At 71.9% G+C, this 20,500-nt stretch carries 16 protein-coding genes; 5 read left to right on the forward strand and 11 right to left on the reverse strand.

From position 1 onward, the window contains the following. Positions 1–7: 7 nt before the first annotated feature. The 5 genes from mltG to ACZ514_RS17185 all read right to left on the reverse strand — a co-directional run bounded on the left by mltG (position 8) and on the right by ACZ514_RS17185 (position 5,796). Positions 8–1,726: an endolytic transglycosylase MltG gene (mltG, locus tag ACZ514_RS17165; protein WP_468169046.1), complete on the reverse strand. Its 1,719-nt coding sequence runs from the start codon at positions 1,724–1,726 to the stop codon at positions 8–10. Positions 1,727–1,854: 128 nt separating this feature from the next. Next, positions 1,855–2,325, reverse strand: coding sequence for a Holliday junction resolvase RuvX (gene ruvX, locus ACZ514_RS17170; RefSeq protein ID WP_388944493.1), 471 nt, complete (start codon positions 2,323–2,325; stop codon positions 1,855–1,857). Between the two features lie 2 nt (positions 2,326–2,327). Continuing rightward, on the reverse strand, positions 2,328–4,997 hold the full coding sequence (gene alaS, locus ACZ514_RS17175; protein WP_468169049.1) for an alanine--tRNA ligase: 2,670 nt from the start codon (positions 4,995–4,997) through the stop codon (positions 2,328–2,330). Further along, complete coding sequence (locus tag ACZ514_RS17180) at positions 4,997–5,359, reverse strand: DUF6167 family protein (RefSeq protein WP_468169052.1); 363 nt, start codon at positions 5,357–5,359, stop codon at positions 4,997–4,999. Before ACZ514_RS17180 ends, alaS begins: the two co-directional genes overlap by 1 nt. 8 nt (positions 5,360–5,367) lie before the next feature. Beyond that, a complete protein-coding gene (locus tag ACZ514_RS17185; RefSeq protein WP_469125063.1) occupies positions 5,368–5,796 on the reverse strand; it encodes a DUF948 domain-containing protein in 429 nt (142 codons plus the stop codon). A 169-nt stretch (positions 5,797–5,965) separates the two neighbouring features. Here ACZ514_RS17185 and ACZ514_RS17190 point away from each other — a divergent pair, with 169 nt between their 5' ends. Further along, the gene (locus ACZ514_RS17190) at positions 5,966–8,125 is read left to right on the forward strand and encodes an ATP-binding protein (RefSeq protein ID WP_469125064.1); all 2,160 of its coding nucleotides are present in this window, start codon (positions 5,966–5,968) and stop codon (positions 8,123–8,125) included. A 17-nt stretch (positions 8,126–8,142) separates the two neighbouring features. Here the strand turns inward: ACZ514_RS17190 and rpsD are convergent, their stop codons facing one another. Next, entirely contained in the window at positions 8,143–8,754 is a 612-nt protein-coding gene (gene rpsD / locus ACZ514_RS17195; protein WP_007263048.1) for a 30S ribosomal protein S4, read from the reverse strand. Between the two features lie 55 nt (positions 8,755–8,809). On the opposite strand from rpsD, the gene ACZ514_RS17200 reads away from it, so the two are divergent. Next, on the forward strand, positions 8,810–9,712 hold the full coding sequence (locus ACZ514_RS17200) for a DUF2470 domain-containing protein (protein ID WP_468169061.1): 903 nt from the start codon (positions 8,810–8,812) through the stop codon (positions 9,710–9,712). Between the two features lie 2 nt (positions 9,713–9,714). On the opposite strand, the gene ACZ514_RS17205 is transcribed toward ACZ514_RS17200, so the two are convergent. From ACZ514_RS17205 to ACZ514_RS17220, 4 genes are all read right to left on the reverse strand, one after another. Beyond that, a complete protein-coding gene (locus ACZ514_RS17205) occupies positions 9,715–11,076 on the reverse strand; it encodes a replication-associated recombination protein A (RefSeq protein ID WP_469125065.1) in 1,362 nt (453 codons plus the stop codon). 40 nt (positions 11,077–11,116) lie between these two features. Next, positions 11,117–11,731 carry a vitamin K epoxide reductase family protein gene (locus tag ACZ514_RS17210; protein ID WP_469125066.1) on the reverse strand — a complete coding sequence of 205 codons (615 nt, stop codon included), beginning with the start codon at positions 11,729–11,731 and terminating at the stop codon, positions 11,117–11,119. Between the two features lie 159 nt (positions 11,732–11,890). Next, positions 11,891–13,150: a histidine--tRNA ligase gene (hisS, locus tag ACZ514_RS17215; protein ID WP_468169070.1), complete on the reverse strand. Its 1,260-nt coding sequence runs from the start codon at positions 13,148–13,150 to the stop codon at positions 11,891–11,893. Positions 13,151–13,160: 10 nt separating this feature from the next. Further along, positions 13,161–13,871, reverse strand: a complete 711-nt coding sequence (locus tag ACZ514_RS17220) for an MBL fold metallo-hydrolase (protein ID WP_468169073.1) — start codon at positions 13,869–13,871, stop codon at positions 13,161–13,163. Between the two features lie 152 nt (positions 13,872–14,023). Here ACZ514_RS17220 and ACZ514_RS17225 point away from each other — a divergent pair, with 152 nt between their 5' ends. The 3 genes from ACZ514_RS17225 (at position 14,024) to ACZ514_RS17235 (ending at position 17,718) form a co-directional block, all read left to right on the forward strand. Then, complete coding sequence (locus tag ACZ514_RS17225) at positions 14,024–14,806, forward strand: peptidylprolyl isomerase (protein WP_468169076.1); 783 nt, start codon at positions 14,024–14,026, stop codon at positions 14,804–14,806. A gap of 187 nt (positions 14,807–14,993) precedes the next feature. Next, positions 14,994–16,223, forward strand: coding sequence for a DUF349 domain-containing protein (locus tag ACZ514_RS17230; protein ID WP_468169079.1), 1,230 nt, complete (start codon positions 14,994–14,996; stop codon positions 16,221–16,223). 250 nt (positions 16,224–16,473) lie between these two features. Beyond that, entirely contained in the window at positions 16,474–17,718 is a 1,245-nt protein-coding gene (locus tag ACZ514_RS17235; RefSeq protein WP_469125067.1) for a mannosyltransferase family protein, read from the forward strand. A gap of 76 nt (positions 17,719–17,794) precedes the next feature. Here ACZ514_RS17235 and ACZ514_RS17240 read toward each other — a convergent pair whose 3' ends face one another. After that, a complete protein-coding gene (locus tag ACZ514_RS17240; protein ID WP_468169088.1) occupies positions 17,795–20,218 on the reverse strand; it encodes a RelA/SpoT family protein in 2,424 nt (807 codons plus the stop codon). Positions 20,219–20,500: the final 282 nt, after the last annotated feature.

Genomic DNA, 20,500 nt, shown 5'->3' on the forward strand with positions numbered 1-20,500 from the left:
GTCCTGCCTACCCGCCGTTCTTCTTCTGCGCCTGGCGCTCCTGGAACTCCGCGACGAGCTTCAGGTGCTCGTCGTAGGTCTTGGTGAAGGTCGTCTTGTCGCCGTCGACCGACACGAAGAACATCCATCCGCCGTGGTCCGGGTTGAGGGTAGCGCTCACCGCCTCCGCGCCGGGGTTCCCGATCGGGCCGGGCGGCAGTCCCCTGACGAAGTGGGTGTTGTACGGGTGGTCGAAGGCCTGGGCTTCCCTCAGGTTGAAGTTGATCTCGCTCTGGTTCTTGACGTAGTTGTACGTCGAGTCGAACTGGAGCTTCTGGTTCGTGACGTCGTTGGTCTTCTTGAGGCGGTTGTAGACCACCTCCGCCATCTTGCGGAAGTCGTCGTGGTTCTTGCCCTCGGCGTTGACGAGGCTGGCGACGGTGACCACCTGGAGCGGGCTGTCCAGGCCCAGCTCCCTGGCCTTGCCCTCGATCCCCATCTCCAGGTACTTGTCGGCGGAGTGCTTGACCATCTGCCGGAGCAGCGACTCGGGGGTGCTGTCCTTGCTGAGGTCGTAGCGCATGGGGAACAGGAAGCCCTCGAGCGGGTCGATGGCCTTCGGGTTGTTGGCCGCCCAGGCCGGCAGGCCGAGGTTCTTGGCCTCCCGCAGGGCGACGTCCTTCGTGGTGCCGTCAGGCTTGCCGAGCTTCTTGTCGATCGCCTCGTACACCTTGGAGTTGCGCATGCCCTCGGTGACGGTGAGGACGCTCAGCTTGCTGGGGTCGATCATCACGGCGACGGCGGCCGCCGCCGACATGCGCTTCTTCAGCGGGTAGACGCCGGGCTGGATCGACTTGCCCCTGGGGTTGGCGGTGGCGGCGTCGACGAAGGCCTGGGCGCTGGCGACCACGCCGGCCTGCTTCAGGATCCGGCCCATCTGGCCCAGGCCCGCGCTCTTGGGGATCTCGACGTCGACCGTCTCGCCGCTGCCCTCGCCCGCGTAGTCCTCGGCCGCGCCGAAGCGGTCCTTCAGGTACGTGTAGCCGTAGTAGCCACCGCCGCCGACGACGCCGATGATCACCACGGCAGCGAGCAGGCAGGCGGTGCCGCTGCGCTTCTTCTGTTTGCCGCCCTTGCCGCCCTTGGCCCGGCCGCCGGCGCGGCGCCCGCGCGAGGGCGGCTCGTCGCCGTCGGCCGCGGGGAGGAGTTCCTCCTCGGGCTCCTCGGCGAGCGGCTCCTCGACGGGATCCGGTTCCAGGTGGCGCAGGCCGGGCGGCCGCGGAGGCGGGTAGGCCTCCGGGGTGGTGTACAGGTCGGGGGCCTCACCGGGGTAGGTCCCGACGGCCTGCTGGGCGTACGGGTCCGCGCCGGCGTACGGGTCGACCTGTACGGCGGCCGCCGCGTACTGGCCCTGGCCGGTGTCCCAGCCCTGGCCGCCGCCCCCGCCGTCGTACGCCGGCTGAGGGGCCATCGGCTGGGGCGCCATGGACGGGGCCGCCTGCTGAGGGGCCATCTGCTGGTACTGGACCTGCTGGGGGTAGCCCTGTTCGTCGTACTGCTGCGGGTACTGCCCCGTGTGCTGGTGCTGGTAGTGCGGCTCCTGCGGCTGCGCGTACTGCTGCTGCGGGTCGCCGGCGTAGGGCACCTGCGCCTGCTGCGTCTGGTGCGCGGTCCACCCCTGGTCCCCGTACAACGGGTCCCCGGGGTGCCACGGTTCGGAGCCACCGCCCCGGCCATACTCAGTCATCGGTCCCCTAGAGCCGCGAGACGAAGGCCGCGGCTTACGTCGGCCGCGACACCCGGTTCCGCCTCTTTGGTGGTGAGCGACGGCTGTTCGAATGCCGTCTCATCGCGCGGAACGTTACCGTATCGCGATCAGACAACCACTTCGACGCACTCACCGGGCGGATTACCTGATACCCGTTCGGTCTCAAGAGCGTTCTGGAGGATGACCACAGCGGCGGCCTGGTCGATGACCGACCGGCCCTTCTTCGCGTTGCGCCCGGAGGCCCGCAGGCCCTGGGCGGCGGTGACCGTCGTCATCCGCTCGTCCACCAGACGGACGGTCACCGGCTTGATGCCCTTGGCCAGTTCGTTCGCGAATGCGCGCACCTTGGCCGCGGCCGGCCCCTCCCGCCCGCTGAGCGAGCGGGGGAGGCCGACCACGACTTCGAGGGGCTCGTACTCCTCGACGAGCTGCCGCAGCCGCCGGTGGGCGAAGGGGACGTCCCGGCCCGGGACGGTCTCCACCGGCGTGGCGAGCACCCCGTCGGGGTCGCAGGAGGCGACCCCGATCCGGGCGTCCCCGACATCGATGGCCAGTCGGCGGCCGCGGCGCAGGCTCATCGTCAGGCCGTCTCTGCCACGAGGCGCTCGACGGCCGCGATGGCCTCGGGCACGGCGCCCGGGTTCTGGCCGCCGCCCTGGGCCACGTCGGGCTTGCCGCCACCGCCGCCGCCGAGGGTCTTGGCGGCGGCGCGGACCAGGTCACCGGCCTTGAGGCCGCGTTCGCGGGCCGCCTCGTTGGTGGCGATGACGGTCAGCGGGCGGTCGTTCGCCACGGTGAACAGCGCGACGACGGCCGGACGGTCGCCCTGGATGCGGCCGCGGACGTCGAGGACCAGCTTGCGCAGGTCGTCGGCGCCCGTGCCGTCCGGCACCTGGCCGACGACGAGGGCGACACCGCGGATGTCCTGGGCGTTGGAGGCGAGACCGGCGGCGGCCTGGAGGACCTTCTCCGCGCGGAACTTCTCGATCTCCTTCTCGGCGTCCTTCAGCTTGCCGAGCATGGAGGCGATCTTCTCCGGCAGCTCCTCCGGACGGCCCTTGACCAGCTCCTGGAGCTGGGCGACGACCGTGTGCTCCTTGGCGAGGAAGTTGTACGCGTCGACGCCGACCAGGGCCTCGACGCGGCGCACGCCGGAGCCGATGGAGGACTCGCCGAGCAGCTTGACCAGACCCAGCTGGGAGGTGTTGCCGACGTGCGTGCCGCCGCACAGCTCCTTGGAGAAGTCGCCGATGGTGACGACGCGGACCCGCTCGCCGTACTTCTCGCCGAACTCGGCGATGGCGCCCTGCTTCTTGGCCTCGTCGATGCTCATGATCTCGGCGGTGACGTCGAGCTCGCGGGAGAGCACGTCGTTGATCTTCTGCTCGACGTCGGTGAGGACCGTGCCGGGGACGGCGTTCGGGGAGCCGAAGTCGAAGCGGAAGCGGCCGGGGCTGTTCTCGGAGCCGGCCTGGGCGGCCGTCGGGCCGAGGGCGTCGCGCAGCGCCTGGTGGGTCAGGTGGGTGGCCGAGTGGGCGCGGGCGATGGCCCGGCGGCGCTTGACGTCGATGGCGGCGTACGCGGGGGCGCCCACCGTCACCTCGCCGACCTGGACGGAGCCCTTGTGCACGGAGACGCCGGGGACCGGCTGCTGGACGTCGCGCACCTGGATGACGGCGCCGGTGTCGAGCTTGATGCGGCCCTGGTCGGCGAGCTGGCCGCCGCCCTCGGCGTAGAAGGGGGTGCGGTCGAGGACGACCTCGACCTCGTCGCCCTCGGAGGCGGCGGGCGCGGAGACGCCGTTGACCAGGAGGCCGACGATGGTGGCCTCGCCCTGGTGGGTGGCGTAGCCGGTGAACTCGGTGGCGCCGGAGCCGTCGGCGATCTCCCGGTAGGCCGACATGTCGGCGTGGCCGGTCTTCTTGGCCTTGGCGTCGGCCTTGGCGCGGTCGCGCTGCTCCTGCATCAGGCGGCGGAAGCCCGGCTCGTCCACGGAGAGGCCCTGCTCGGCGGCCATCTCCAGGGTGAGGTCGATCGGGAAGCCCCAGGTGTCGTGGAGCAGGAACGCCTTGTCGCCGGAGAGGACCGTGCCGCCGGCGGCCTTGGTCTCGGTCACGGCGGTGTCGAGGATGTTGGTGCCGCCCTTGAGGGCCTTCAGGAAGGCGGCCTCTTCGGCGAGGGCGACGGTCTCGATGCGCTTGCGGTCGGTGATGAGCTCGGGGTACTGCTGCCCCATCGTGCCGATCACGACGTCGATCAGGTCCTGGACGACCGGGCCCGTGGCGCCCATGAGGCGCATGTTGCGGATGGCGCGGCGCATGATGCGGCGCAGCACGTAGCCGCGGCCCTCGTTGCCGGGGGTGACGCCGTCGCCGATGAGCATGACGGAGGTGCGCATGTGGTCGGCGACCACGCGCATCGAGACGTCGGTGTGCTGCGCGGCGCCGTACTGCACGCCGGTGAGCTCGGTGGCCTTGTCCATGACCACGCGCAGGGTGTCGGTCTCGTACATGTTCCGCACGCCCTGCAGGATCATCGCGAGGCGTTCGAGGCCGAGGCCGGTGTCGATGTTCTTCGACGGGAGGTCGCCGAGGATCGGGAAGTCCTCCTTCCCGTCGCCGGCGCCGCGCTCGTACTGCATGAAGACCAGGTTCCAGATCTCCACGTAGCGCTCGTCGTTGACGGCCGGGCCGCCCTCGACGCCGAACTCGGGGCCGCGGTCGTAGTTGATCTCGGAGCAGGGGCCGCAGGGGCCGGGGACGCCCATGGACCAGAAGTTGTCCTTCTTGCCCAGGCGCTGGATGCGCTCGGCGGGGACGCCGATGACGTCGCGCCAGATCGTCTCGGCCTCGTCGTCGTCGAGGTAGACCGTGATCCAGAGCTTCTCGGGCTCCAGGCCGTAGCCGCCGTCCGCCACGGAGCTGGTCAGCAGCTCCCAGGCGTACTTGATGGCGCCTTCCTTGAAGTAGTCCCCGAAGGAGAAGTTGCCGCACATCTGGAAGAACGTGCCGTGGCGGGTGGTCTTGCCGACCTCTTCGATGTCCGGCGTACGGACGCACTTCTGCACGCTGGTGGCCCGGGGGGCGGGGGGCTTGGTCTCACCGAGGAAGTACGGCTTGAAGGGGACCATGCCCGCGTTGACCAGCAGCAGAGTCGGGTCGTCCGCGATGAGCGACGCCGAAGGGACAACGGTGTGACCGCGCTCCTCGAAGAAGCTCAGCCAGCGGCGGCGGATTTCAGCCGACTCCATCAGTGGTCCTCATTCCGGTTGGGCGTGACCGTCGATTTGCTCGAACGGCGGGTGTTCTGGTCGTTCTGGTGGTGCTCGATGGCCCGCAGCCGCCGCGGCCCGGGGAGGGCGGTGACGTTGTCGGGCGTCCCGGGGTCCTGGTGCAGCCCCAGTGCGTCGTTCAGCTCGTCCTCGCGCTGGGTCATTCCCGCCCGGACGTCGAGGGCGAATTCCTTGAGGCGGTGCCCGGCCTCGACGGCCTTGTCCGCGGCCTGGGCGGCGAGGCTCTCCGGGGTCAGCTTCTTCAGCTGCCGGTTGACCTTGGTGGTGGCCCACACGCCGGCGGCGGCGCCTGCGGTGAACCAGAAGGCTCGGCGGAACATCGGCGGTCTCAGCCCTTCTGCTTCCGGCGCCGGGCCGACGGCACCGTACGGCCGACGATCACGGTTCGCCGGGTGGTCTTCTGCGGTGCGTCCTCCGTGCGGCCCAGTGCCTTGCGCACGCCGTAGCCGAAGGCCGCGACCTTGACCAGGGGGCCGCCGAAGGTGGTGGCGACGGTGGAGGACAGCGCGGAGGCGTTGGAGGTGACCTCCTGGACGTCGCTCGCGATGGCGTCGACCCGGTCGAGCTGGGTGCGCGCGGAGCGGACGGTGGTCGAGGCGTCGGCCAGCAGCGGGACGGCCTGCTCGGTGACGTCGGCCACGAGTTGGGTGGCCGCGCGGAGCACCTGCGCGAGCCGTACCAGGACCACCGCCAGGAAGGACACCAGGATGGCCCAGAAGACGGCCACGAGGATGCCGGCCACCTCTCCACCGGACACGTTGCACCGCTCCCTGATCTGCTCGCCTACGGATTGACTACGGAGAAAAGTCTTCCTCCGACCCTATCGCGCCGGAGATCCGCCGCAGTACCGGAATTCCGGGTCCGGCGCACGCCCGCGCGGACCCGCCTTGTACGCGGCGCGTCCGGAACAGTACTCTCCGTGTCCCATGCGACAGCGACCCACCCGACGAGTGACGCCGGGCAATCTTCCCTCGGAGCTGAGTTCCTTCGTCGGGCGGGGTGCCGAACTGGCCGCGGTCGCGCGGCTCCTCGCGTCGTCCCGGCTGGTCACGGTGACGGGGATGGGCGGCGTGGGCAAGTCCCGGCTGGCGCTGGCGGCGGCCCGGGCGGCCGCCGGGGAGCAGCAGGAACGCTACTGCGACGGCGTCTGGCTGGCCGAGCTGTCCTCCCTGCGCGATCCGGCGCTGCTGGAGTTCACGCTGGCCGAGGCCCTCGACCTCACCGACCACACCGTCCGCCCGCCCCGCACGGTCCTGGCCGAACACCTGGCCGGACGCCGTCTCCTGCTGGTCCTCGACGGGTACGAGCAGCTGGTCGACGAGGCGGCCGCCCTGCTGGGCGGGCTGCTGCGCCGCTCCCCCGGCCTGCGGGTGCTCGCGGCCGGCCGGCGCCCGCTGGGCCTGGACGGGGAGGCGCTCTTCCCGCTGGCCCCGCCCGCTCCCGCAGAGGCCCTGGCCCTGCTGGCCGAACGGGCCGCGGCCGCCGACCCCGGCTTCGTGCCGGCGCCGGACGTCCGGCCGGCCCTGACCGAGCTGTGCGCCCGGCTCGACGGGATCCCGCTGGCCCTGGAGCTGGCGGCGGCCCGGCTGCGGGTGCTCTCCCCGGAGCAGGTGCTGGCCCGCCTGGAGGACCGGTTCGCGCTGCTGACCGGCGGGGCGCGCGGGGCGCTGCCGCGGCACCGGACGCTGCGGACGGCGATCGGGTGGAGCCACGAGCTGTGCACCCCGGCGGAGCGGCTGCTGTGGGCCCGGCTGTCGGTGTTCGCCGGGCGGTTCGACCTGGACGCCGCCGAGTACGTGTGCGCGGGGCCGGACCTGCCGGCGGACGGCGTGCTCGACCTGGTCGGGGAGCTGCTCGCGCAGTCGGTGCTGGCGCGGGAGGAGACGCCGGCCGGGGTGCGCTACCGGATGCTGGAGACCGTACGGCTGTACGGGGCGGGGTGGCTGGAGGAGCTCGGTGACGCGGGGCGGCTGCGGCGGCGCCACCGGGACTGGTACGTGGGGCTGGCCACGTGGTGCGAGCTGGACTGGTTCGGCCCGCGCCAGCAGGAGGTGGCCGCCCTGGTGGAGGCGGAGCTGCCGAATCTGCGGCTGGCCCTGGAGTGCTGTCTGGAGGAGCCCGGGGAACAGCACCTGGGGCAGTACCTGGCGGGGACCCTGTGGTTCTACTGGGCGGGCTGCGGCCGGCTCACCGAGGGCCGGCACTGGCTGGCGCGCAGCCTGGAGTCCGGCCCGGGGCGGGCCGGGGAGGACGAGGAGTACGAGGGCTCGCGGCTGAAGGCCCTGTGGGTGCTGGGGTACGTGGCGGCGCTCCAGGGTGACGCGGTGGCCTCGATGGGCGCGCTGCACGAGTGCCGGGACCGCGCGGAGCTCACGGGGAACCGGGTGGCGGCCGCGTACGCGGTGCACCGGCTGGGGTGCCTGGCGCTGGTCTCGGACGAGATGGCGCGGGCCGGGGAGCTGCTGGGCGAGGCGCTGGAGCGCTACCGGGAGGCCGGGGAGCTGAACAGCAACGTACTGATGTGCCAGGTGGAGCTGGCGATGGCGCGGGCCTTCCAGGGTGATCTTGCGGGCGCGGTCGCGCTGTGCGAGGAGGTCCGGGACATCTGCCTGGAGCGCGGTGAGCGCTGGACGAAGGCGTACGCCCTGTACGTGCTGGCGTACGCGGCCCTGGACGAGGGGGACCCGGCGCGGGCCCGGCGGCTGCTGACCGAGTGCGTGGTGGTGAACCACACGTTCCGCGACCTGGTCGGGCTGGTGCTGGCGGTGGAGCTGCTGGCGCTGGTCACGGTCACCGAGGGCGCGGCGGCCGAGGCGGCGGTGCTCCAGGGGGCGGCGGAGCCCATGTGGGACGGGGTCGGCCTGCGGCTGTTCGGATCGGGGTACTTCAACGCGCCCCGGCTGCTGTGCCAGGAGCGGGCCGGGGAGGTGCTGGGCCCGGAGCGGTACGCGGCGTACGCGGAGGAGGGGCGGCAGCTGACGCTGGACGCGCTGGTGCTGCGGGCGCAGTGGGTGCCGGGGCCGCGCCAGGGAACGGAAAGGCCCGCCGCCCCCCGGAGGGGACGGCGGGCCGATACCAGCCTGTGAGGGCTACGGCCGCCGGATCAGCGGGCGTAGTACTCGACGACGAGCTGCTCGTCGCAGATGACCGGGATTTCCTTGCGGTTCGGGTCGCGGTCGAGGCGGAAGGCCAGGGCCTTCAGGTTGACCTGCAGGTAGCGCGGGGTCTCGCCCTCACCGGCGTAGCCACCCTCGCGGGCGACCTGGAAGGGGTGCTTCTCGCGGCTGCGCTCGCGCACGGTGATGACGTCGTCCGGACGGACACGGAACGACGGCTTGTCGACCTTGCCACCGTTGACCTCGATGTGGCCGTGGACGACCATCTGGCGGGCCTGGTAGATGGTGCGGGCGATGCCGGCACGCAGGACCAGGGCGTCCAGACGACGCTCGAGCTCGACGACCAGCGCCTCGCCCGTCTTGCCCTCGGCCTTCTTCGCGCGGTCGTACGCGCGGGCCATCTGGCGCTCGGAGATGTCGTACTGGGCGCGCAGACGCTGCTTCTCGAGCAGACGGACCTTGTAGTCCGAGTTCTGCTTGCGGCCACGGCCGTGCTCGCCCGGCGGGTAGGGGCGGGCCTCGAAGTACTTGACGGCCTTCGGCGTCAGGGCGATGCCGAGGGCACGGGACTTCTTGACCTTGGGTCGCTTCTGGTTCACGTGGAACCTACCTCCATGTAAGTTAGGTGAGGCTTACCTTAGCGAGGAGGACGTAATGTCTCGACCACATGGGATCCCCCTGCCCAGTGCGCGCCGCAGTTCGGGTTCCAACGAAACGGAATCCGCTTTCGACGACGATAAGCAAGGTCAGCCGCGTCCCAGGGAAGGCGTTCGGCAGCTCACCGGAGCCGAACGCGTACGAACCCTCGTAGAGTCCAACGCCTCAGTATCCCTCACCCTGCCGGGTGCTTCTGACCAGGCCGAGTGGTGGACAGGGGTGCCGGCCGCGCGGACCGTCACCCCGGACGGGGACGTGATCCTCCTGGTATCAGGGGAATCCGCGGCTGCCAGGGCCGCCGCTCACGCCCAGGACGACGACCTCACCGCCGTGATCGAGATCACGGATGTGGCGCCGGTGTCCGTGCCCCATCGTATCCGAGGCCGCGCCCGGCTCACCGGGTGGCTGACCCCGGTGCGCGGGGAGGCCCGCGCGGACTGCGCGGCGCTGCTCGTGGAACGGCACCCGGTGGGCGAGCTGCTGGGCCTGGGCGAGTCGCAGGACCCCCCGTACACCGGCCGTCCCGCCTGGACGATGCTGCGCCTGGAGGTCGGCGAGATCTCGCTGGACGACCTGTGGGGCGCCGGTCCGGTGGACCCGGACGAGCTGGCGGCGGCCGAACCCGACCCGCTGGCCGCCCACGAGACCGAACTGCTCCAGCACCTCGCCGCCGCCCACGCCGACCGCGTCGCCGACCTGTGCGCGCTGCTGGGCCCGCGCGCTGGGGCCGCGACGACGGCCGTCCCGCTGGCCCTGGACCGGCTCGGGCTGCGCGTGCGCTTCACCCGGGGACCCGGCCGGGCCTCCTTCGACGCCCGCTTCGACTTCCCCGAGCCGGTGGCCGACGTCTGCGGGCTGCGCCGGGCGATGCGCGCCCTGTTCGCCGCCGCCGCGCGCTGAGGTCAGGCGGAGGATCCGCCGCCCCGCAGCCGTTCGCGGACCTTGTCCACCACGTCGGCGTAGCGCGCCTCGGCGCCGTACCGCGTCGGCTCGTAGTAGCGCTTGCCGTGGATCTCGTCCGGGGCGTACTGCTGCGCGGCGATGGCGCCGGGCACGTCGTGCGGGTAGACGTAGCCCACGGCGTGCCCCAGTTTCGCCGCGCCCTTGTAGTGCCCGTCCCGCAGGTGCGCGGGAACGGCCCCGGTCAGCCCGGCCCGTACGTCGGCCAGCGCGGCGCCGATCGCGGTCGTGGCGGTGTTCGACTTCGGCGCGAGGGCCAGCGCGATGGTGGCGTGCGACAGGGTCAGCGCGGCCTCCGGGAAGCCGATCATCGCCACCGCCTGGGCCGCCGCCACCGCCAGCGGCAGGGCCGTCGGGTCCGCGAGGCCGATGTCCTCGCTCGCGGAGATCATCAGGCGCCGGGCGATGAACCGGGGGTCCTCCCCCGCCTCGATCATCCGGGCCAGGTAGTGCAGCGCCGCGTCCACGTCGGAGCCCCGGATCGACTTGATCAGGGCGCTCGCCACGTCGTAGTGCTGGTCGCCGTCCCGGTCGTAGCGGACGGCCGCCCGGTCGACGGCCTCCTCCAGGGTCTGGAGGGTGATCTCCTCCTCGCCCTTGGCGATGGCCGAGCCGGCTCCGGCCTCCAGCGCGGTCAGCGCCCGGCGGGCGTCGCCGCCGGCGATGCGCAGCAGGTGCGCCTCCGCCTCGGCCGGCAGGGACACCGCCCCGCCCAGCCCCCGCTCCTCCGTCAGCGCGCGCCGCAGCAGCGCGCTCAGGTCCTCGTCGGTCAGCGGTTCCAGCGTGAGGAGCAGCGAACGCGACAGCAGCGGGGAGATGATCGAGAAGTACGGGTTCTCCGTGGTCGCCGCGATCAGGGTGACCCAGCGGTTCTCCACGGCGGGCAGCAGCGAGTCCTGCTGCGCCTTGCTGAACCGGTGGATCTCGTCGAGGAAGAGGACGGTCTCCTTGCCGTAGCCGCCGGCGGCGCGCTTGGCGCCCTCGATGACGGCCCGGACCTCCTTGACCCCCGCCGTGATCGCCGACAGCTCGACGAACCGCTTCTTCGTGGCCTGGCTGACCACGTACGCGAGGGTGGTCTTGCCGATGCCGGGCGGTCCCCAGAGGATCACCGACGAGGCTCCGGCCGGCCCCCCGGCGCCCTCCCCCACCAGGCGGCGCAGCGGCGAGCCCGGCTTCAGCAGGTGCTGCTGGCCGACGACCTCGTCCAGGTTGCGCGGGCGCATGCGGACGGCGAGCGGAGAGCTCGCGGGGTCCTTCTCCTGGCGGTCCTCGGCGGCGGCGGTGAAGAGATCTGGTTCCACACCGGAAGCCTAAGCGAGCCCACCGACAGGGCGGCCGCGTTCAGGAGGTCCAGAAGTCCCACCAGCGGGTCAGGACCAGCATGCCGATGATCCCGACGTGCAGTACGGGCAGCACCCAGGTGAACTCGTCGAGGAAGCCGCGCAGCGGGCCGGGGGCGGGGAGCAGGCCCTGGCGCACGGTGTGGGAGGTGACGTACCAGAACATCAGGATGGTGGCGACCCAGGCCAGGCAGCACCACAGGCAGAGCGAGTTGATGTTGTACAGAGACTGGTACGTCAGCCAGGTGCAGAACCCGACGCCGAAGAGGGTGCCGGCGTTCAGGGCCAGCCAGTACCAGCGGCCGAACCGGGCCCCGGCCAGCAGGCTCATGCCGACGCAGATCACGATCCCGTAGGCGACCAGGCCCAGCATCGGGTTGGGGAAGCCGAAGACGGCCGCCTGCTCGCTCTTCATGATGTTGCCGCAGGAGACGATCGGGTTCAGGGAGCAGCCGGGGGTGAAGTTCGGGTCCTCCAGCAGCTTGAACTTGTCGATGGTGATCACCCAGGCGGCCAGCAGGCCCGCCGCTCCGGTGATCACCAGCAGCCAGGCCAGTGCCCGGCTCGCGCCGAAGGTCCGCGGAGCGGTGTCCGCGCCCGCGCCTGTTGTCGTCATCCCGATCCCGCCCGCTCCGCGTCCGCAAGGTCATCAAGCAGGGGCCATTGTGCCGTACGGGGGCGTCCGCCATCCGTTCGGCGGAGATAAGGACGGCCCGCAAAAACACGGGGGCGGGGCGGGGATCCCTCCCCGCCCCGCCCCCGCGGGACGCCGGTGTCAGGCCAGCCGGGCCCGTACCTCGGCGACCACGTCGGCGACCGCCACGGCGGTCTGCTCCCCGGACTCCAGGTCCTTGAGCTGGACCACGCCGTCGGCGAGGTCGCGGTCGCCCGCGACGATCGCGAAGCGCGCGCCGCTGCGGTTCGCGTCCTTCATGGCGCCCTTGAGGCCCTTGCCCCCGTACGACATGTCGGCCGCGACGCCGGCCCTGCGCAACTCGGTCACCAGGGCGAACACGGCCGGCTTGGCCTCGCCCAGCGCCACCGCGAACACGGCGGTGGCGGCCGGGATGTCCAGCTCCACGCCCTCGGCCTCGAGCGCCAGCACGGTCCGGTCCACGCCGAGCGCCCAGCCGACCGACGGCAGCGCCGGTCCGCCGATCATCTCGGACAGGCCGTCGTAACGGCCGCCGCCGCCCACCGCGGACTGCGAGCCCAGACCGTCGTGGACGAACTCGAAGGTGGTGCGGGTGTAGTAGTCGAGGCCGCGCACGAGCTTCTCGTCGTCCTCGAAGGCGACACCGGCGGCCGAGACGAGGCCGCGGACCTCCTCGTGGTACGCCTTGCACGCGTCGCACAGGTAGTCGCGCAGCACGGGCGCGCCCACCAGCTGCTTCCGCACCTCGGGCCGCTTGTCGTCGAGGACGCGCAGCGGGTTGATCTCGGCCCGGCGGACGGTCTCCTCGTCGAGGTCGAGGCCGCGCAGGAAGGTCTGCAGTGCCTCCCGGTACACCGGGCGGCACTCCTTGTCGCCGAGCGAGTTCAGCAGGATCCGGAAGTCACGCAGGCCCAGCGAGCGGTACGCCTGGTCGGCGAGAATGATCAGCTCGGCGTCCAGCGCCGGGTCCTCGGCTCCGATGGCCTCGGCCCCGACCTGCGAGAAGTGGCGGTAGCGGCCCGCCTGGGCGCGCTCGTAGCGGTAGTACGAACCGGAGTACCAGAGCTTGACGGGCAGGCCGCCGAGCTTGTGGAGGTTGCCCTGGAGGGCCGCCCGCAGCACCGAGGCGGTGCCCTCCGGGCGCAGGGCGAGCTCGTCGCCGCCCTTGGTCGTGAGGGTGTACATCTCCTTGCTGACGATGTCGGTGGACTCGCCGACACCGCGGGAGAACAGCTTGACGTCCTCGAACCCGGGGGTCTCGACGTAGCCGTAGCCCGAGTTCTTCAGGGGGGCGGCGATCGCCTCGCGGACCGCCAGGAAGGTGGCGGACCGGGGCGGCAGCAGGTCGTACGTGCCCTTGGGGGCCTTGAAGGTGCTCACGGAACTCTCGTCACATTCCTCGTCGTGGGGCGGCGGTGTCGCCCCCCGGGCCGGCGGCGACCTCCCGCAGGTACGGGTTGGTCGCGCGCTCGCGGCCGATGGTGGTCTGGGGACCGTGGCCGGACAGCACCACCGTCGAGTCGTCCAGCGGCAGGCACACGCGGGCCAGCGACCGGAGCATCTCGGCGTGGGAGCCGCCGGGCAGGTCGGTGCGTCCGATGGAGCCGGCGAAGAGCAGGTCGCCCGAGAAGAAGACCGGCGGGACGTCGGCCTGCTCGGGCATCCTGAAGGTCACCGACCCCTTGGTATGCCCGGGCGCGTGCGCCACCGAGAACTCCATCCCGGCCAGCTTGAGCCGGCTGCCGTCGGCGAGCTCGCGGACGTCGTCCGGCTCTCCCACGGTCAGCTCCCCCATGAGCGGCATGCCGATGGAGCGGCCGAGGGCCTTCTCCGGGTCGCTCATCATGTAGCGGTCCTCGGGGTGGATCCAGGCGGGCACGTCGTGTGCTCCGCAGACCGGGACCACCGAGGCCACGTGATCGATGTGGCCATGGGTGAGGACGACCGCGACGGGCTTGAGACGGTGCTTCCTCAGCGTCTCCTCGACTCCTTGGGCGGCCTGGTGGCCCGGGTCGATGATGACGCACTCCTCACCGGCGGCGGGGGCGACCAGGTAGCAGTTGGTGCCCCAGGCCCCGGCGGGGAATCCGGCAATCAGCACGTTCGTCCTCAATCGTCGTCCGGCGGGAGGCAGCGGATCGGAATCTGCTGCTCAGAGCCTACCGGCGGCCCTCATCACACAGCGAACCCATATACGGTACGGCCTAACCGAGCCCGGACAGCGGTACCAGAGACGCACAAGGAGACGACCCGGTGGTCACGAGCGATCAGCGTCGGCGACAGCTCGCCAGGGAGAAGTACGAGCGCCAGCAGAAGCGCCGCGCGGAGGCCCGCCGCAAGTCGCGGCAGCGCCTGGCGGTGATCGGCGCGGCCGCGGCCGTGGTGATCGCCACGCTGGTCGGCCTCGTCGTGAGCGGTGTCTTCGACGGCGAGGACACGAAGGACGCGGCGGCCGACCCCTCGTCGTCCCCGTCGGCGCCCACGCCGAAGAAGTCGCCCTCCCCCGCGATGGCCATCGACGACAAGGCGAAGTACACCTTCGGCCTGAAGACCAGCGCGGGCGACGTCACGTTCGAGATGGACGCGGCGAAGACCCCCCAGACGGTCAACTCGTTCAAGTCGCTCGCCGACAAGGGCTTCTTCGACAAGACCAAGTGCCACCGCCTGGTGACCGGCGGGATCTTCGTCCTCCAGTGCGGCGACCCGGAGGGCACCGGCATGGGCGGCCCCGGCTACACCATCCCGGACGAGAACCTGGACGCCCTGGGCAAGCCGAACGAGCAGGGCCAGGTGATCTACCCGGCCGGCACGGTGGCGATGGCCAACACCGGCCGCCCCGGCACCGGCGGCAGCCAGTTCTTCCTGGTCTACAAGGACAGCCCGCTCGCCCCGTCCTACACCCCCTTCGGCAAGATCGACGCGGCCGGGCTGAAGGTGCTGGAGGAGGTCGCCAAGGCCGGGACCGCCGACGGCGCCCAGGACGGGGCCCCCAAGACGCCGGTGACCATCGAGAAGGGCACCGTCACCAAGAACTGACGGGCGGCGCGGCCCCGGGGCGGCGGCCCGCCGCCCGTACGTCGATATTCCGTCGTGCGGGATGCGGACAGCCGGCCCGGCGGTCGCCTATGTTGGCGTTGTGCAGGGCGGGCGCTGCCCGCCCCAGGAAACTGTGGACGATGCCCGGGGGCGTACCCCCTGGCGGGCATCAGGTGGAGGAGGCGCTGTGAGCAGCGACCCGTGGGGCCGAGTCGACGAGACCGGCACCGTGTACGTGCGTACTTCCGAGGGCGAGCAGGTCGTCGGCTCGTGGCAGGCGGGCACCCCCGAGGAGGCCCTGGCCTACTTCGAGCGCAAGTACGAGGGCCTGGTGGTCGAGATCGGCCTCCTCGAACGGCGGGTGCGGACCACCGATCTGTCCGCCAAGGACGCCCAGACGGCCATCGAGCACCTGCGGACGCAGGTGGACGAGCACCACGCCGTCGGTGACCTCGACGCGCTGCGCGTCCGGCTCGACAAGCTGGTGGCGACGGTGGACTCGCGGCGCGAGGAGCGCAAGGTCCAGAAGGCCAAGCAGGCGGACGAGGCCCGTTCCGCCAAGGAGGCCCTGGTCACCGAGGCCGAGCAGCTGGCGCAGAGCGACCAGTGGCGCAGTGCCGGTGAGCGGCTGCGCGCGCTCGTGGACATCTGGAAGGGCCTGCCCCGGCTCGACCGCAAGTCGGACGACGAGCTGTGGCACCGCTTCTCGCACGCCCGCTCCGCCTTCTCCAAGCGCCGCAAGGCGCACTTCGCCGCGCTCGACGCCCAGCGCGAGGACGCCCGCAAGGCCAAGGAGAAGCTGGTCGCGGAGGCCGAGGCGCTGTCGAAGTCGACGGACTGGGGCCCGACGGCCGCCCGCTACCGCGAGCTGATGGACAGCTGGAAGGCGGCGGGCCGGGCGCAGCGCGAGGCCGAGGACGACCTGTGGAACCGTTTCCGCGGTGCGCAGGACGTGTTCTTCGCGGCGCGCAGCGAGGTCTTCGCGGAGCGCGACGCCGAGCAGGTCGAGAACCTGAAGCTGAAGGAGGAGCTGGCCGTCGAGGCGGAGAAGCTCCTGCCGGTGACGGACCTGAAGGCGGCCCGGGCCGCGTTCCGTTCCCTCAACGAGCGCTGGGAGGCCATCGGCCACGTGCCGCGCGACGCCCGTCCCAAGGTCGAGGGCCGGATGCACGCCGTGGAGCGGGCCATCCAGGAGGCCGAGGAGGGCGAGTGGCGCCGTACGAACCCGGAGGCGCGGGCTCGCGCCGCCGGGCTGACGGGGCAGCTCCAGGCGGCCGTCGACAAGCTGCGCGAGCAGATCGACGCGGCGCGCGCGGCCGGCAACAACGCGAAGGCGGACAAGCTGTCGCGCGAGCTGGAGGGCCGCCAGGCCCTGCTGGACCAGGCGCTGAAGGGCCTGGAGGAGTTCGGCGGCTGACGGCCGGCCGTCGGGACGGGCACCACCGGTTCGGTCCGGTGGTGCCCGTCCGGCGTTCCGGGGCGAGCGGCGGCCGGGGGCTTCCCGGGCCCTTCACCCGCCGGCTCGCGCGTGCCGTCCGCGGGTCCCGTGCGCGCGCCCCGTCGGCGGTGCGGTACCGGCGCGGGCTGCGCGCCGGTCACACCCGACGCATGTGTACCGTTGGACGGTGCCGCCTCGGCGGCTCTCCGCCGGGCGACCAGGATCGAATGTGACGCACACCCATATACGCGCTGATGTCCCAGAACCCCTTCTCGTCGCCCGGCCGGTCGCCGACGCGGGGGGAACGGGGCCCCGGGGGGCCGGACGGCGCGTACTCGCCAGTCTGGAGCGCGCCCGGAAGGCGCTGCTGATCCACATCGCGCTGCGCGCCACCGGGCTCGCCGTGATGGCGGTCTGGGCGCGCCGCGAGGGCGTGGGGCCGCTGGAGGTCCTCGGCGGGCGCTGGGACTCCGACTTCTACCTGCACATCGCGGAGCACGGTCTGACGACCGAGATGCCCGCGTCCTGCGCCCCGGTGGGGCCGGGCTGCCACATGGCGTTCTTCCCCGTCTACCCGGTGCTGGTGCGGTGGACCGCGAACCTCACGCAGCTGCCCGTGATGTGGGCGGCGATCGGGGTGGCGCTGTTCGCGTCGGTGGTCGCCGCGTGGGGGATCTTCGCCGTCACGGACAAGGTCTACGGGCGCCGGGTCGCGCTCTTCACCTGTGCCCTGTTCGCGATCGTGCCGGCGGCGCTGGTCCAGTCGATGGCGTACACCGAGCCGGTGTTCATCGCCCTGTCGGTGTGGGCGATGTACGCGGTGCTGGCGAAGTCGTGGGTGACGGCCGGTGTGCTGGCCTTCTTCGCCGGGGCGACCCGGCCCTCGGGGTCGGCGATCGTCGCGGCCGTGGTGCTGGCGGGCGTCTGGGAGTACGCGCAGTGGCGCCGCGGGCGGCGTGCGCAGCGTCCGGCCGTGGGCCGGATCGCGGTGGCCTCGCTGATCGCCCCGCTGGGCTGGTTCGGGTACGTGGGCTACGTGGGCCTGCACTTCGGCCGCTGGGACGGCTACTTCGAGCTCCAGCGCCGGTGGGGTTCCGTCTACGACGGCGGTCTCTACACCCTCGGCGAGCTGGAGAGGACCTTCACCGACAGGCAGATCACCCTCACCCACGTGGTGGTCTCGCTGACGGTGGTCACGGCCGTGGTGCTGTTCGTCCTCATGACGCGCAGGCGCCGTCCCCCGGTGGTCCTGTGGGTCTTCGCGGCCATGATCATGCTGATGGCGCTGGGCGGCGCGGGCTTCTACTCCTCGAAGATGCGCTTCGTCATGCCGGCCTTCCCGCTGCTGTTCCCCTTCGCGCTGGCCCTCGCCCGGGCCCGCAGGAGCACCGTGGTGTGGATCGTCGGTTCGGCGACCGCCGTCTCCGCCCTCTTCGGCGCCCATCTCAACTTCGTCTGGTGGGGCTGCCCCTGATCCGGCTGCCGCACGGTACGACGGTGGGCGCCGTCCTCTCGGGGGCGGCGCCCACGGTCGTGTCCGGGGTCGTGGCCTACGGCCGGCGGGCCGAGGTGACGCGGTAGACGTCGTAGACGCCCTCGACGCCCCGTACGGCCTTGAGGACGTGGCCCAGGTGTTTCGGGTCGCCCATCTCGAAGGTGAACCGGGAGGTGGCGACCCGGTCGCGGGAGGTCTGCACGGCCGCGGAGAGGATGTTCACGTGCTGGTCCGACAGGACCCGGGTGACGTCCGACAGCAGACGGGACCGGTCGAGCGCCTCGACCTGGATGGCGACCAGGAAGACGGAGGACTGGGTCGGCGCCCACTCCACCTCCAGCATCCGCTCGGGCTGCTGGGAGAGGGAGTCGACGTTGACGCAGTCGGCGCGGTGAACCGATACGCCACTGCCCCGCGTGACGAAGCCGATGATCGGGTCACCCGGCACCGGGGTGCAGCAGCGGGCGAGCTTCACCCACACGTCGTCGACGCCCTTGACGACCACGCCGGGGTCGGCGTTGCCGCGCCGCTTGCCGCGGGCGCGCGACGGCGGGACGCTCTCCTCGATGTCCTCGTTGGCGGCCTCCTCGCCGCCGAGGGCCTGCACCAGCTTCTGCACGACGCCCTGCGCGGCCACGTGGCCCTCGCCGATCGCCGCGTACAGGGAGGAGATGTCCGGGTAGCGCATCTCGTGCGCGAGCGTGACCAGGGAGTCGCCCGTCAGGATCCGCTGGATCGGCAGGTTCTGCTTGCGCATGGCCCGCGCGATGGCGTCCTTGCCGTGCTCGATGGCCTCGTCGCGGCGCTCCTTGGAGAACCAGGCCCGGATCTTGTTGCGCGCCCGGGGGGACTTCACGAAGCCCAGCCAGTCCCGGGAGGGGCCCGCGCCCTCGGCCTTGGAGGTGAACACCTCGACCAGGTCGCCGTTGTCCAGGGTCGATTCGAGCGGTACGAGCCGCCCGTTGACCCGTGCGCCGATGGTGCGGTGGCCGACCTCGGTGTGGACCGCGTACGCGAAGTCGACGGAGGTCGCGCCGGCGGGCAGCGCGATGACGTCGCCCTTGGGGGTGAAGACGAAGACCTCGTTGCGGGAGAGGTCGAAGCGCAGCGAGTCCAGGAACTCGCCCGGGTCCTCGGTCTCCTTCTGCCAGTCGAGCAGCTGGCGCAGCCAGGCCATGTCGTTGACCGTGTCGTGGCCGGCGCTGCCCTTGGCGGCCTGCGGGACGTCGGTGCGGACCTTGGACGCCCCGGCGACGGTCTGCTGCTTGTACTTCCAGTGCGCGGCGATGCCGTACTCGGCGCGGCGGTGCATGTCGAAGGTGCGGATCTGGAGCTCGACCGGCTTGCCGCTGGGTCCGATGACCGTCGTGTGGAGCGACTGGTACATGTTGAACTTGGGCATCGCGATGTAGTCCTTGAACCGGCCGGGGACCGGGTTCCAGCGCGCGTGCACCGTGCCGAGGGCGGCGTAGCAGTCCCGGACGGTGTCCACGAGGACGCGGATGCCCACCAGGTCGTAGATCTCCGCGAAGTCACGGCCGCGGACGATCATCTTCTGGTAGACGCTGTAGTAGTGCTTGGGCCTGCCGGTGACGGTGGCCTTGATCCGGGCCGCGCGCAGGTCGGCCTGCACCTCGTCGGTGACGACGGCCAGGTACTCGTCGCGCTTGGGCGCCCGCTCGGCGACGAGCCGCACGATCTCGTCGTACATCTTGGGGTAGAGGATCGCGAAGGCGAGGTCCTCGAGCTCCCACTTGATCGTGTTCATGCCGAGGCGGTGGGCCAGCGGCGCGTAGATCTCGAGGGTCTCGCGGGCCTTCTTCTCCTGCTTCTCCCGCTTGAGGTAGCGCATGGTGCGCATGTTGTGCAGGCGGTCGGCGAGCTTGATGACCAGGACGCGCGGGTCCTTGGCCATGGCGACGACCATCTTGCGCACGGTCTCGGCCTGCGCGGCCTCCCCGAACTTGACCCGGTCCAGCTTGGTGACGCCGTCGACGAGGAGGGCGACGGCGTCGCCGAAGTCGCGCCGCAGCTGCTCCAGGCCGTACTCGGTGTCCTCGACGGTGTCGTGCAGCAGGCCCGCCATCAGGGTGGCGGGGTCCATGCCCAGCTCGGCGAGGATGGTGGTCACCGCGAGCGGGTGGGTGATGTACGGGTCGCCGCTCTTGCGCTTCTGGCCGCGGTGCCAGCGTTCGGCGACTTGGTAGGCCTGCTCGATCTGGCGCAGCGTCGCCGTCTCGATCTTGGGGTCGTTGCTGCGGACTATGCGGAGCAGGGGCTCCAGTACCGGGTTGTACGGGTTGGAACGCTGCACGCCGAGGCGCGCCAGCCTGGCGCGCACGCGGTTGGAGGACCCGGCCGGCCTGGCCGGCACGGGCTTGACCGGCGGGGCGGGCGGGGGCGTGGCCGCGGCCGCCGCGGCCCGCTCGGCCTGCGGGTCGGGCTGTGCGGCGGGGAGTGGCTGGACCTCGTCTGGCAAGAGCGCTCCTCTGGGGGTCCCCCCGGACGGCGTCCGGGGGAGGATCCGGGGGCCCGGGCAGGTCCGGATAAACCATGGTAGCGAGGGTTCCGCCGCCCCGTTCTCCGCGGTCCGCCCCCCGGGACACCGCCCCCCGGGCCGGTACGCGCGAGCGGCGGGGAGCCGGGGGGTGGCGGGGGGGGGGCGATCGTGTGCGAGGGGGGGGAGGACCCGGCCCGGGGGGCTAGAAGGGGGGACCCCGGGGAGGGGGGGAGGGTGGGCCTGGCCGGGAGGAAAAAAAAC

The organism is Streptomyces sp. NPDC034086 (genome assembly GCF_055575515.1).

Bases quoted from the DNA above. Each gene is read 5' to 3' on its own strand.
- mltG (WP_468169046.1), bottom strand. From the start codon at position 1,726: ATGACTGAGTATGGCCGGGGCGGTGGCTCCGAACCGTGGCACCCCGGG.
- ruvX (WP_388944493.1), bottom strand. From the start codon at position 2,325: ATGAGCCTGCGCCGCGGCCGCCGACTGGCCATCGATGTCGGGGACGCC.
- alaS (WP_468169049.1), bottom strand. From the start codon at position 4,997: ATGGAGTCGGCTGAAATCCGCCGCCGCTGGCTGAGCTTCTTCGAGGAG.
- ACZ514_RS17180 (WP_468169052.1), bottom strand. From the start codon at position 5,359: ATGTTCCGCCGAGCCTTCTGGTTCACCGCAGGCGCCGCCGCCGGCGTG.
- ACZ514_RS17190 (WP_469125064.1), top strand. From the start codon at position 5,966: ATGCGACAGCGACCCACCCGACGAGTGACGCCGGGCAATCTTCCCTCG.
- ACZ514_RS17200 (WP_468169061.1), top strand. From the start codon at position 8,810: ATGTCTCGACCACATGGGATCCCCCTGCCCAGTGCGCGCCGCAGTTCG.
- ACZ514_RS17210 (WP_469125066.1), bottom strand. From the start codon at position 11,731: ATGACGACAACAGGCGCGGGCGCGGACACCGCTCCGCGGACCTTCGGC.